Annotated in this window: 14 protein-coding genes; 10 read left to right on the forward strand and 4 right to left on the reverse strand. The window is 63.4% G+C overall.

From position 1 onward, the window contains the following. The first annotated feature begins 117 nt into the window (after positions 1 to 117). The 5 genes from FXB40_RS10370 (at position 118) to FXB40_RS10390 (ending at position 3,370) form a co-directional block, all read left to right on the forward strand. Entirely contained in the window at positions 118 to 1,140 is a 1,023-nt protein-coding gene (locus tag FXB40_RS10370; RefSeq protein ID WP_187436765.1) for a flagellar motor protein MotA, read from the forward strand. Between the two features lie 16 nt (positions 1,141 to 1,156). After that, entirely contained in the window at positions 1,157 to 1,528 is a 372-nt protein-coding gene (locus FXB40_RS10375) for a VOC family protein (RefSeq protein ID WP_148772104.1), read from the forward strand. 30 nt (positions 1,529 to 1,558) lie between these two features. Beyond that, a complete protein-coding gene (locus tag FXB40_RS10380; RefSeq protein WP_148772105.1) occupies positions 1,559 to 2,587 on the forward strand; it encodes a peptidoglycan -binding protein in 1,029 nt (342 codons plus the stop codon). Beyond that, positions 2,587 to 3,033: a GNAT family N-acetyltransferase gene (locus FXB40_RS10385; protein WP_148772106.1), complete on the forward strand. Its 447-nt coding sequence runs from the start codon at positions 2,587 to 2,589 to the stop codon at positions 3,031 to 3,033. Before FXB40_RS10380 ends, FXB40_RS10385 begins: the two co-directional genes overlap by 1 nt. Positions 3,034 to 3,100: 67 nt before the next feature. Next, the gene (locus FXB40_RS10390; protein WP_148772107.1) at positions 3,101 to 3,370 is read left to right on the forward strand and encodes a hypothetical protein; all 270 of its coding nucleotides are present in this window, start codon (positions 3,101 to 3,103) and stop codon (positions 3,368 to 3,370) included. 253 nt (positions 3,371 to 3,623) lie between these two features. Here FXB40_RS10390 and FXB40_RS10395 read toward each other — a convergent pair whose 3' ends face one another. Beyond that, the gene (locus FXB40_RS10395) at positions 3,624 to 4,949 is read right to left on the reverse strand and encodes an MFS transporter (RefSeq protein WP_148772108.1); all 1,326 of its coding nucleotides are present in this window, start codon (positions 4,947 to 4,949) and stop codon (positions 3,624 to 3,626) included. Between the two features lie 106 nt (positions 4,950 to 5,055). On the opposite strand from FXB40_RS10395, the gene FXB40_RS10400 reads away from it, so the two are divergent. From FXB40_RS10400 to FXB40_RS10410, 3 genes are read left to right on the forward strand one after another with little or no spacing between them, the layout of a single operon-like run. Then, on the forward strand, positions 5,056 to 5,745 hold the full coding sequence (locus FXB40_RS10400) for a GntR family transcriptional regulator (RefSeq protein ID WP_187436766.1): 690 nt from the start codon (positions 5,056 to 5,058) through the stop codon (positions 5,743 to 5,745). Continuing rightward, a complete protein-coding gene (locus FXB40_RS10405) occupies positions 5,746 to 6,489 on the forward strand; it encodes an HAD hydrolase-like protein (protein ID WP_148772110.1) in 744 nt (247 codons plus the stop codon). Beyond that, complete coding sequence (locus FXB40_RS10410; protein ID WP_148772111.1) at positions 6,486 to 7,739, forward strand: pyridoxal phosphate-dependent aminotransferase; 1,254 nt, start codon at positions 6,486 to 6,488, stop codon at positions 7,737 to 7,739. The genes FXB40_RS10405 and FXB40_RS10410 overlap by 4 nt, the downstream gene beginning before the upstream one ends. Here the strand turns inward: FXB40_RS10410 and FXB40_RS10415 are convergent. After that, positions 7,700 to 9,529, reverse strand: coding sequence for an ABC transporter ATP-binding protein/permease (locus FXB40_RS10415; RefSeq protein WP_148772112.1), 1,830 nt, complete (start codon positions 9,527 to 9,529; stop codon positions 7,700 to 7,702). The two genes, FXB40_RS10410 and FXB40_RS10415, sit on opposite strands and share 40 nt — an antisense overlap. A 200-nt stretch (positions 9,530 to 9,729) precedes the next feature. On the opposite strand from FXB40_RS10415, the gene rpmE reads away from it, so the two are divergent. Continuing rightward, positions 9,730 to 9,957 carry a 50S ribosomal protein L31 gene (gene rpmE / locus FXB40_RS10420; RefSeq protein WP_007599895.1) on the forward strand — a complete coding sequence of 76 codons (228 nt, stop codon included), beginning with the start codon at positions 9,730 to 9,732 and terminating at the stop codon, positions 9,955 to 9,957. A 387-nt stretch (positions 9,958 to 10,344) separates the two neighbouring features. Here rpmE and rcdA read toward each other — a convergent pair whose 3' ends face one another. Together rcdA and FXB40_RS10435 are read right to left on the reverse strand one after the other, a co-directional pair. Further along, the gene (gene rcdA, locus FXB40_RS10425; protein WP_148772113.1) at positions 10,345 to 10,854 is read right to left on the reverse strand and encodes a protease adaptor protein RcdA; all 510 of its coding nucleotides are present in this window, start codon (positions 10,852 to 10,854) and stop codon (positions 10,345 to 10,347) included. Positions 10,855 to 11,369: 515 nt separating this feature from the next. After that, a complete protein-coding gene (locus FXB40_RS10435) occupies positions 11,370 to 11,561 on the reverse strand; it encodes a DUF1192 domain-containing protein (protein WP_148756366.1) in 192 nt (63 codons plus the stop codon). Positions 11,562 to 11,672: 111 nt separating this feature from the next. Between FXB40_RS10435 and FXB40_RS10440 the strand changes: the two genes are divergently transcribed. After that, a complete protein-coding gene (locus FXB40_RS10440; protein WP_148772114.1) occupies positions 11,673 to 12,671 on the forward strand; it encodes an NAD(P)H-quinone oxidoreductase in 999 nt (332 codons plus the stop codon). Positions 12,672 to 12,686: the final 15 nt, after the last annotated feature.

Raw genomic sequence — 12,686 nt, forward strand, 5'->3', positions numbered from 1 at the left:
GGTTTCAGCTTTGGGTTCCCGAACCGGCCCCGAAATCGGCACAACCGGCGCTTTTTTTGGGCTGGCGCTGTGCCATAGTGCAGATGCAAGCAAGCTTCGTAACGGATGATACCGGCCATGCCGTCTGGCGCCTCGCCCCGCTCCTCCCTCGACATCGAATACACAAAACTATCCTCCCCCAGTGTCTTCCTGGTGCGGATGCTGGTTTTCCTGGTGCTGTGCACACTGGTCGGCGTGGTGCTCTACAAGCAGATCATCCAGGCCTTCTTCGCCAATCCCGGGCTGAACGCCCTGATCGGCGGCGTGATGTTCATCGGCATCATCCTGGCCTTCCGCCAGGTGATCCGGCTCTATCCCGAGGTCTCCTGGGTCAACAATTTCCGCATCGCCGACCCCGGCCTGGCGCCGGCCCGGCACCCAAAACTGCTGGCACCGATGGCGATGATCCTGGGCGGCGAGCGCAGCGGGCGGATGTCGATCACGCAGACCACCATGCGGCATCTGCTCGATTCGATCGCGACCCGCCTGGACGAGGCCCGCGACATCTCCCGCTACATGACCGGCCTGCTGGTCTTCCTCGGCCTGCTCGGCACCTTCTGGGGCTTGATCGAGACGGTCGGCTCGGTCGGCAAGGTGATCGACGGCCTCAAGGTCGGCGGCGATTCCGGCGCGCTGTTCGACACGCTGAAGGAGGGCTTGGCCGCCCCGCTCGGCGGCATGGGCATCTCGTTCTCGAGCTCCCTGTTCGGCCTTGCCGGCTCGCTGATCCTCGGCTTTCTCGACCTGCAATCGAGCCAGGCGCAGAACCGTTTCTACACCGACCTCGAAGACTGGCTCGCCACCACCGTGCGCGAGTACGGCAGCGGCGACGTCACTGTTGCCGCCCCCGCTGGCGGTGGGGTTGCCAGCGGCGAACTGCAGGCCGCAGTCGAGCGCTTACGCTCCGTGCTCGAGGAAGGCAGCGCCAGCCGCGGCACCACTGCGGCGATGGCGAGTCTCGCGGAAGCCATCCAGGCGCTGGTCTCGCACATGCGGACCGAGCAGCAGATGATCCGCGAATGGGCCGACGGCCAGGGCGAGCAGAACCGCGAGATCCGCCGCCTACTGGAGCGCATCGCGCGCCAGCCGGAAAAGAGTTAGCTGATCGAGAGCGGCCATGCTGGACCACGTCACCATCGGCATCACCGATATCGAGAGATCGAAGGCATTCTACGATCAGGCCTTGCAGCCCCTGGGGATCGCGCGTCTGTACGCCGAAGGCGAGCGCTTCGCCGGCTATGGCATCCGTCCGAAGGCCTTCTTCTGGATCGGCCTGCGTGAGCCGACCCAGACCGGCGCACACATCGCCTTTGCGGCGTCCGATCGGGCAACCGTGCAGCGCTTCTATGATGAAGCGATCGCCGCAGGCGGCAAGGACAACGGACCGCCCGGATTGCGTCCGCATTACCATGCAAACTACTACGGAGCATTCGTGCTCGATCCGGACGGCCACAACATTGAAGCAGTCTGCCACCTCCCGCAGGACTAGGGCAGACAACGACAACGCAAAGGCACCTGAATGGCTCTTGCCCGTACCCGCCGCAGCGAAACCGGCTTCAACTACTGGCCCGGATTCGTCGACGCGCTGTCGACGCTGGTGCTGTCGATCGTTTTCCTGCTGTCGGTGTTCCTGGTCGTGCAGTTCTTCCTGTCGCAGGAGGTGACCGGCAAGGACAAGGCGCTGGAGCAGCTCAACGCCAAGATCGCCCAGCTCAACGAGCTCTTGTCGCTGGAGAAGCTCGGCAAGCTGACGCTCGACGACCAGGTCTCGCAATTGAAGGCCGGCCTCGCGTCCGCCGAGAGCGAGCGCGACCGCATCAAGGGCCTCTATGACGGGCTCGCCGCCGCCGGCAACGACGCGCAGGGCAAGAGCTCCGAGCTCGGCAAGGCGCTCGACTCCGAGAAGGCGGTCTCGGCGCGAGCGCTGGCGCAGATCGAGGTGCTGAACCAGCAGATCAGCGCGCTGCGCCGGCAATTGGCGGCCCTCGAAGAGGCGCTCGATGCCAGCGAGAAGCGCGACAAGGAATCGCAGAACCGCATTGCCGATCTGGGTTCTCGTCTGAATGTTGCCTTGGCGCAGCGCGTGCAGGAATTGTCGCGCTACCGCTCCGAATTCTTCGGCCGCCTCCGCACCATTCTCGGCAACCGACCCGACATCCGAATCGTCGGCGATCGCTTCGTGTTCCAGTCCGAAGTATTCTTTGACACCGGTCAGGCGACCCTGCTGCCGGAAGGCCGCGCCGAGCTCGATACATTGGCAACAGCGCTGATCGAGCTCGACAAGAAGATCCCGAACGAGATCCCCTGGGTGCTGCGCGTCGATGGCCACACTGACGTGCGGCCGGTCAACGGTCCGAACTTCAAATCCAACTGGGACCTGTCGGCCGCCCGTTCGATCTCGGTGGTGCAATATCTGATCACGCTCGGCGTACCCGCCCAGCGCCTGGTTGCCGCCGGCTTCGGCGAATTCCAGCCGCTCGACACCGCCAACACCGAGGACGCCTACAAACGCAACCGCCGCATCGAGCTGAAGCTGACGGAGCGGTAGTGAGCGCGCTCCACCTCCGCCCCTACGTAGACGCCGACGAAGCGGCGACGATCGACCTCTGGCATCGCACCTGGCAGCAGGCCTATCCGCAGATCGATTTTGCCGCGCGGGTGGAGTGGTGGCGCGAGCGCTGGCGCAACGAGCTGGTGCCGACGGCCGCGATCGTGGTTGCCGAACAGGACGGCGCGCTGACCGGTTTCGTCACCATCGACGGCGACGGCTATCTCGACCAGCTCGTGGTCGATCCCGAGCATTGGGGCTCGGACGCGGCAAGGCTGCTGGTCGACGAAGCCAAGCGTCTGTCACCCGCCGGCGTCACGTTGCTGGTCAACAAGGACAACGCCCGCGCCGTTCGCTTCTACGAGCGTAACGGCTTTGCGCATGCCGGCGACGATGTGAACCCGACCTCGGGACGGCCCGTGCTGAAGATGGCGTGGCGGCCGTGACTGATGTCACGGAGAAGCCCTGCGCGGTTTGCTAGTGTCGCAACCGGCAAGCAAATGGAGAAGATCGATGCGGCTGAGCGATCTGGCCAAGGGGTCTTCGGTCTTTCTGGGCGTCATCGTCGCCGGCTATGTGTCGACGATCTACGTCGACCAGCGCCTCGCGCCGCCGCCCAAGACGCCAAGTGAGACGACGAGTTCGCCAGCGCCAACGAGCACGCCCGCTCCGACAGACAGTCCGGCTCCGGCCAACAGCGGAGCACCCTGTATCGGCGAAGGCGGCAGCTGGAAGAACTGGCCGTGGCCGAACGTGCCGATGGGCTCGCCGAAGTGCCCGTGAGCGCGGTCAAGTGCGCGAAAACCAAATTGGCGAAAACGACCCCATGCACAGTAGCGCCGCAGTCGCCGGCAGCTAACGCTGACGGCGCCGAAGACATTGACACGTCGGGCAAAACAGGCAGACAAATCGATCATGGGCCAGATGCCCTTGGTCAGCTCCATTGCAGCAGATACCACAAAGGGCCGGCACACTGATCTTTGGCCAAGCGGTTGAGAGTGCGCCCGACCGTTTCCAGGCACACTCTCTTCGATTTTCAGCCGATCTCGTCGGACAGTGAGCGGGATCGCGTTTCGGGTGCGACAATCGCGGCGATAAGGCTCACCAATGCGAGACCTGCGAGCCAGGCCGGAGCCGGCCAATAATTTCCGCCGGCCCATTTGACCAAGGCTGTCGCGATCAGAGGGGTCAATCCACCGCCGAGTGCGGCTGACAATTGATACCCGAGAGAAGCTCCGGTGTAGCGGACACTGGTCTTGAACAATTCGGGACCGAACGATCCCATGATTCCGAACAGGACACCGTTGGATATTCCGCCGATGGCCATGCCGAGGAAGATCAACGACGTGACCTTCGTGTTCACCAGCCAAAATAGTGGAAAGGCGAACAGGATCGTGAAGATCGCTGCCGCGATGAAGACCGGCCGGCGTCCGATCCGATCGGAAAACGCGCACACCGGGACAATGATCAGCAGTTCGGTGATCGCAAATGTCAGAACGCCGTTGAGCATCAGCTCCCTGGGCAGGCCGAGACTTGTCGAGCCGTACGCGACCATGAAGGTCACATAGACGTAGAAGCCGCCGCTGGTCACAAGAAACAGCCCGCCCGCGAGCAGAACCTGACGCCACTGGGTCCGCAACGTTTCCACCAGCGGAAATGCCGCGATTGCGTTCGTACGTTTCGCCTTCGCAAAGGCCTGGCTTTCCGGCATCGAGAACCTGGCGAACGCGCCGACAACCACCAGCACGAGACTCAGGAGGAAAGGCAGTCGCCAGCCCCACGAGGCGAATTGTTCAGTACCGACCAATGCTGTGGTCGAAGCGAAGACCAATGTCGCGATCACTAGTCCCGCAGGAGAGCCCAACTGTGGAAGGCTGCCCAGGAGCCCGCGGCGCGTTTGCGCCTCGCCTTCGGTCATGACCAGCACGGCGCCGCCCCATTCGCCGCCCAAGCCGATACCCTGGATGAGGCGGAGAAGCACGAGGAGGATAGGCGCGAATACGCCAATGGTAGCGTAGTTCGGAAGGCATCCGACCAGGAGGGTCGCAACCCCCGTCAGCAGGAACGTCGTGATGAGCGTCGACTTGCGACCGATGCGATCACCCATGTGCCCGAAGATAATCGCTCCGATCGGGCGAGCGAGAAAACCGACAGCGAAAGTGGCGAATGAGAGCAGCGTGCCGGCCAAGGGGTCGAAGTTCGGGAAGAACTGCGAGTTGAAAATGAGCGCCGCGGCCAAGCCGTAGACTTGGAAGTCGTACCATTCGATCGTGGTGCCGACGGTGGCTGCCAGAGCAGTCCGGGAGAGCGAACTGGCTCGCTCATCGGTCGCAATTATCGTCGTCTCAGAGATCTCTGCCATATTTCAACTCCTTACGCGCTGACTGCGCCTCGAAAGGCCCTTGATTTCGTATCGATCTTCGATTATCGATAATCTAAGATCACGCGATATGACAGGAATGTCAAGAATGACCCTATCCGACGCCCTCGCCGGCATCTCGGCCGTCAAGCTCTCGACCTCGGACCTCATCGCCGAGCAGTTGCGTCGTGCGATCCTCCTGGGAACGATCTCCGGCGGCGCACAGCTCAAGCAAAACGACGTCGCTGCGCGGTTTGGCGTCAGCGTTGCGCCCGTGCGCGAAGCGCTTCAGCGGCTGATCGCCGACGGACTGGCGGTGCTGCATCCCAACCGCGGTGTGACCGTCTCTCAGATCTCGGAGCAAGACTTTCTTGAGATCGCCGAGTTGCGCAGTCTGCTCGAACCGCATGCGCTGCGTCACTCGGCCCCACGTCTCACCACGGCCGACCTGCAATATTCCGAGGCCGTTCTGGCCAGGGCCGCCCAGGCGTCGGATTCGCTCGATCGCGCCAACCTGCACTGGGAGTTTCATCGCAGCCTGTACAAGCGTGCCGAGCGGCCGCGTCTGCTCGCGCAAATTGGCGGCCTGTACCAGGGGATCAACCGTTACCTGCTTCCGGAGTGGGCCAATTCCGGCCTCAGCTCCGACTGGGTCGACAGCCATCTCCTCATCGTCTCGAAGATTCGCGATGGCGACATCGAAGACGCCTGCCGCTTGATTGTCGATCAGACAGACGCGTCGACCAAGCGCTTGCAGGCGCACCTGCATCGGGAAGAACTTTCCAAGGAAGAGAAGTAAATGCTCGAATTCTCAAAATTCAAACTGCTGACGTTCGATTGCTACGGCACGCTGATCGACTGGGACACCTCCATATCGAAGCTGGTGCAGCCATGGCTCCTGGAGATGAATTCTCAGGTCCCTCCGGAACTCGTCGTAAGCACATTCGCTCTCATGCAGGCCAAGCATCAGCAGACGCGCCCGACCTTGCTTTACCCCGAAGTGCTCCGACGCTCGTGGCGGGACATCGAAGAGCAGTTTGGCTGGGATGAAAACCCTGCCCGCGCGGGCGAGTTCGCGCGATCCGTGCCGTTCTGGCGTCCATTCGCGGACACTGTCGAGAGCCTGCGATATCTCAGCCAGTACTTCGCGCTTGGCATCCTCTCGAATGTCGACAATTCTTCGCTCGCAGGCACGCTCAGGATGCTGGAAGTGCCGTTCCTGTTCACGGTCACGGCGGAAGACGTGAGCTCTTACAAGCCCGGCCAACCGCATTTCGATGCGGCATTCGAACAAGCTGCGCGGCACCGGATCGAAAGGAAAGAGATACTCCACGTCGCCCAAAGCAAGCACCACGATATCACACCCGGCAACCGGCTTGGCCTGACGACCGTCTGGGTGAACCGCCGCCATGGAAAGAAAGGCACCGGAGCGACCCTGGCGGCCACTGCCGATCCGTCGTTGACCGTCAACTCGCTTGCCGAGCTGGTCGATTTGCACAAATCGGCGCAAGTCGCGTCGCGACCGGTCTCATTGCCGCAATGATCATCGACAGATTCGTCGCGCTGGCCACCGCTCACGCGCCGGGCCAGGAAGTACGTCAGGCCGCGGGAGATGTCGGCAACCTGATGCGTGGCCGGAAATTGTCCGGACGCCCGGTCGATTTCTCGCACGGTGACGTCGATGCCTTCCTGCCGACGCCCGGTGCTTCCGATCATTTTTTGGAGGCGCTCGCGGCCGGAGGACGGCAGGCCTACACAGAGTACCGCGGAACGGCCGACATCCGCGCCGGGCTGTCCGAAGCGCTCGCCACGTTCACAGGCGCGCCCGTCTCCGCCGACGACGGCACGATCGTCACGCCGGGCACGCAAGGCGCCCTGTTCCTGGCGGTCGCGTCGCTGGTCAGCCCCGGCGATCAAGTGGCGATTGTCCAGCCGGACTATTTTGCCAACCGAAAGCTCGTCGAATTCTTCGGCGGGCGTCCGGTACCGGTGACGATGGATTATCTCTGCGGCTCCGACGAAGCCGGTCTCAACCTCGTACAGCTTCAAGCCGCGTTCGAAGCTGGCGCGCGCGTATTTCTGTTCTCGAATCCGAACAATCCGACCGGCGCTGTCTATTCCAAGCGAGAAATCGTGGAGATCGCCCGGCTCGCCGCCGCGTTTGGCGTGACAATCATCGCCGATCAACTCTACGCCCGACTTCTTTATCCGAACGAGGCTTATGCGCATATCCGCGCCGCCGGACTGCCGGCGGAGCGCATCATCACCATCATGGGCCCATCGAAGACGGAGTCGCTGAGCGGCTACAGGCTGGGTATCGCATTCGGTGCGCCGGCGGTCATCGAGCGGATGGAGAAGCTGCAGGCTATCGTCTCGCTGCGCGCCGCAGGCTACAATCAGGCGGTTCTTCGCACATGGTTTCGAGAGCCGGCGGGCTGGCTGGAAGAGCGGATCTTGAAACATCAAGCGATCCGCAACGATCTTCTTGGTGTTCTTCGCGACGGAGGACTGGCTACCCGCGAGCCGCAGGCCGGGAGTTATCTGTTCCCGACGCTGCCACCGCTCGCGGTCGAGCTAGCGGATTTCGTACGGTTGCTGCGCCATCAGGCAGGCGTCATCGTGACGCCCGGTACTGAGTTCGGTCCCTACCCGAACAGTATCCGGCTGAATTTTTCTCAAGATCACACCGAGGCGGTGGCGGCGGGACAGCGTATCGTCGAGATGGCGCGTCGGTATCGGAGGCGAGGCCCGCCTCACGCCCCCTCGAACTGCAACCTCGCGAGCCGCGCATAGAGCCCGTTCGCAGCGACAAGCTCGGCATGCGTGCCCTGCTCGACGATCTTGCCCTGGTCCATCACCAGGATGCGATCACAGGACAGCACCGTGGCGAGACGATGCGCGATCACCAGAGTGGTGCGGTGGCTCATCAGCTCCTCGAGCGCGGTCTGCACCAACGTCTCGCTTTCGGCGTCGAGTGCGGAGGTGGCTTCATCGAGCAACAGCAGCGGCGCATCGCGCAGGATGGCGCGCGCAATCGCGATGCGCTGGCGCTGGCCGCCGGAGAGCGTCACGCCGCGCTCGCCGAGCGGGGTGTCGAAACCTTCGGGCAGGCGCCGGATGAACTCGGTGGCATGCGCGAGCTCGGCGGCACGCTCGACCTCGGCATCGGTCGCATCGGGCCGGCCGAAGCGGATGTTCTCGCGCGCGCTCGCCGCGAACACGTTGGATTCCTGCGGCACCAAAGCGATGCGGGACCGGAAATCGCGCGGGTCGGAAGACTTCACCGGCACGCCGTCGAGTGAGATCGCGCCGCCCCGCGGATCGTAGAAGCGCAGCAGCAGATGAAAGATCGTGCTCTTGCCGGCGCCGGACGGGCCGACGATCGCAACCTTCTCGCCGGGCCGCACCGTGAACGACACGGCGTCGAGCACGTTGACGTCGGGCCGCGCCGGATAAGAGAAGCTGACGTGATCGAAGCCGACCTCGCCGCGGCCGGGCACCGGCAGCGCGCGCGGCGACGCCGGCGCCCTGATGTCGGGCTGCACGTGCAGGATCTCGAACAGGCGTTCCGCAGCGCCTGATGCAGCCGAAACCTCGCCCCAGACCTCGCTGAGCTGGCCGAGGCCTGCGGCCGCGAAGGCCGCATAGAGCACGAACTGACCGAGCCGGCCCGGCGTGATCGCGCCGGTGAGCACGTCATGCGAGCCGATCCAGAGGATCCCGACCACGCTTGCGAACACGATGAAGATGACGATGGCGGTGAGAACCGCGCGAGCTTGCGTGGACGTGCGCGCGGCCTCGTAGGCCTGCTCGACCTCGCCGCCAAAACGCTTCGCGGCCAGGCCTTCGCTGGTATAGGCCTGCACGGTGCGGATCGCGCCAATCAGCTCGCCTGCATAGGCGGACGCGTCGGCAAGCGTATCCTGCGCATTGCGCGACAGCCGCCGCACCCAGCGCCCGAAGGCAACCAGGGGCAGCACAATCAAGGGGATCGCAAGCAGCACGAAGCCGGACAGACGCGGGCTGGTGATCACCATCATCGTCGCCGCGCCGAAGAACATCATCAGATTGCGCAGCGCGATCGAGACGGAGGCGCCGACCGCGGATTTGATCTGCGTGGTGTCGGCGGTGAGCCGCGACACCAGTTCGCCGCTGCGCGCGGAATCGAAGAAGGCCGGCGAGAGCGACAACAGATGCGCAAACACGTCGCGCCTGAGATCGGCAACAATGCGCTCGCCGATCGTCATCACGAGGTAGTAACGCGACGCGCTTGCCAGTGCGAGCACGGCGACCACCGCGATCATCACCGAGAAGTAGCTGTTGATCATCGCGATGCCTTCCGGCGTCAGGCCGAAATCGATCATCCGACGCACCGCGACCGGCACCAGCAGCGTGGTCAGCGCCGCGACCGTCAGCGAGACGAAGGCGAGCGCCGCCCGGCCGCGATAGCGGGCCACGTAAGGCGCAAGCGCCATCAGCGGCCGCAGCTTGGCGCGGCCCTTCTCAGGCTGCTCGATCAGCTCGGCTTCGATCGACGGGGCTTCTTCTGCGGGCCCGGTTTCAAGCCGTTCTACTGCGCTCATTGGAATCCGACCAAAAGAGATAAGTCTGCTCCAGATAGGCCGGGGGACCGGTTGTGGCAAATCCGGGATGTCCCTTAAGCGGTGCCCGGTTCTCCTTGTCCCACAATGACTTGTTTTAGGGGGCTCCGTGGGGTATAGAGCCGCCAAATCCGTCATCGACATCACTCAAGCGAGCGGCGCCGGTCGCCCTAGGAATTGCCATGAAAGCCGAGATTCACCCGAATTATCATACGATTAAGGTCGTGATGACCGACGGAACCGAGTACCTGACCCGCTCCACCTGGGGCAAGGAAGGCGACACGCTGAACCTCGACATCGACCCGAAGTCGCACCCGGCTTGGACCGGCGGCAACGCCCAGCTGATGGATCGCGGCGGCCGCGTCTCGCGCTTCCAGAAGAAGTTTTCGGGCTTCCTCAAAAAGGATTGATCCAGGCCGCAAGGCTGGAGACGAAAAACGCCCCCGGGAAACCGGGGGCGTTTTTGTTTTGGGAACCACCGTCGCGTTGCTACCAGACCCGTCATCCTGAGGTGCGAGCCGCGCGGCGCAGCGCGTCGCGTGGGGAGCCTCGAAGGATGAACGGCCGGGACGGAGCCGGGCCGTCGCCCTTCGAGCGCCGCTGAAGAAGCGGCCACCTCAGGGTGACGGTGTTGGTTTTGTGGGCGTGTCGTCGAACAAGGCGAAAGACCAGTAGTGTGGGCAAAGCGAAGCGTGCCCACGGACTTTCGCGGTCTTTAGAGAGAAATGGTGGGCACGGCGCTTTGCGCCTTTGCCCACTCGACGAGAGCGGGGCTTACAGCTACGGCAGCTGTGACCTTACCGCTCGAACGCGGCCTTCAGCGCGTTGAGATGCGGCACCAGCGGATTGCCGATCGAGGGGTGATCGACCGGCGGGTTGTGAATGGTGGTGTCGAGGCGGCGGACGCGGGTCTGCAGGCTCATCGAGCGATGGATCAGCTCCTGGAGCATTGACGGCAGCTTCTCGATGGTGTCGGCGGGGCCGGGATCCGCTGCGCTGAGCTTGACCTTGGTCTTCTCGCGGTTGGCCTGGACCAGCGTCATCTCGCCTTCCTTCACCGCACGATGCAGCAGCAGCCACGAGGCGAGCTGCATCAGGCGCGTGGTCAGGCGCATGCTCTCGGTCGCATAGGTGAGGCTGACGGCGCGATCGAGCGCCTTGGCCTCGTTGCGGCCGGCGCCGTCGAGATAGGCGGCGGTCTCTTCGACCAGATCCATGCCTTCACGGAACAGGGCGCCAAAGGCCGCAGAATTGGTGAACCGCTCGCTGAGTTGAACGAGAGCGCCGTCGGCTTGCAAACGTTCCATGGTTAACGCCCCTTACGCAACTGTTTACCCGTCCGGCTTTGGCGCCGGCTTATGATGAACAAATCATTGCGCGAGCGAACCGCGGAGTCCAGCGGCAAGCGCGGATATGGTTTCCGCGGGTCATTCCTCGGAATTCAACCGAGTCTAGACGCAAAAAAGAGCCGCCGGAAAACCGGCGGCTTTGAAAGTTGATAACAGGGAGGCGTCAAACAGAGTGGACAGGAGCCACTCGGTGTCCAAACGAGGACAGTTCCAGTCATAAACTCGAAAGCTTAATCAGGAGTAAACGAACGATTTTTTTGAGGGTTCGTTAGCCATGTCGGTCACTGGCCGAGTGTGCTGCGGAACGAACGGCAAAGCGCGGCAGCCCCTCATGGTGAGGAGCGCGCATCGCGCGCGTCTCGAACCATGCTGGCCCCCGCTCTCGCCCGCGGCCATCCTTCGAGACGACCGCTACGCGGTCTCCTCAGGATGAGGACTATGGATGGTGGTCAGGCCCGCTCCAGCGTCGAGTTCTACGACTTGAAGACGCTGTTCGCCGCATCGCGCGAGGCGCGCTTCTTGGTGGCGGCTTCTTCCAATCTTGCGATCTCGGTCTTGAGCAGGGTCACGCGCTCGGTCAGTTCCTCGACCGACAACAGTGAGAGATCCTGTCCGATCTCGTGGGTGACCTTCTTGCGCGGGCGGTCGTCGTCTTCGGTCGGCATCGTGGTTCCTCCTGCGTTCGCGGATCACACGGCTGAGGCGGTTGCCAGCCCGGACCGCGCTGGCTAATCAAAGGCCTCGTTCCCCCTCGCACCTTTGCTCAAGGACACATCATGGACAAGCTGCCCGCGCAAATGACCGTGGTCGCCATCTCCAAGCCCGGCGGACCGGAGGTGCTGGTGCCGGAACAACGGGCCCTGCCGCAGCCCGGTCCCGACGAGATCTTGGTCAAGGTGGAGGCCGCCGGTGTCAACCGACCCGATGTGGCGCAGCGTTCCGGTGCCTATCCGCCGCCGCCCGGCGCCAGCGACCTGCCCGGCCTCGAAATCGCCGGTGAAGTGGTCGCCGTCGGCAGCAATGCCAAAAAGCACAAGATCGGCGACAAGGTGATGTCGCTCGTCGCCGGCGGCGGCTATGCGCAGTACTGCATCGCGCAGGACGCCCAGGCGATGAGCGTGCCGCCGGCGCTGTCGATCACGGAAGCCGGTGCGCTGCCGGAAACCCTGATGACGGTCTGGCACAATGTGTTCGAGCGCGGCGGCCTGAAGGCCGGCGAGACGCTGCTGATCCATGGCGGCTCTTCCGGCATCGGCACCATGGCGATCCAGCTCGCGAAGGCGTTCGGCGCAAAAGTGTTCGTCACCGTCGGATCGCAGGACAAGATCGATGCCTGCCTCAAGCTCGGCGCCGACCGCGCCATCAACTACAAGACCGAAGACTTCGTCGCCGTGGTCAAGGAAGAGACCGACAAGGCCGGCGTCAATCTGATCCTCGACATGGTCGCCGGCGAGTATGTCGACCGCAACTATGACGCCGCCGCGGTCGACGGCCGCATCGTGCAGATCGCAACCCTCAACGGCCCCAAGGTCAGCGTCAACATCGCAAAGGTGATGGTGAAACGGTTGACCCATACCGGCTCGACCTTGCGCCCCCGTAGTAATGCGGACAAGGCAGCCATGGTGGCTGCGATTGAAGCGAAAGTGATGCCGCTTTTGCGCGAAGGCCGCGTCAAACCGCTGATGGACAGCTCTTTCCCGCTGGAAAGGGCATCCGACGCGCACCGGCGCATGGAGACCTCGGCACATATTGGCAAAATTGTGTTGGAGGTCTAGGCCGCTGGCCCACCG

It is taken from the genome of Bradyrhizobium rifense (genome assembly GCF_008123425.1).
Classification (GTDB): Bacteria; Pseudomonadota; Alphaproteobacteria; order Rhizobiales; family Xanthobacteraceae; genus Bradyrhizobium; species Bradyrhizobium rifense.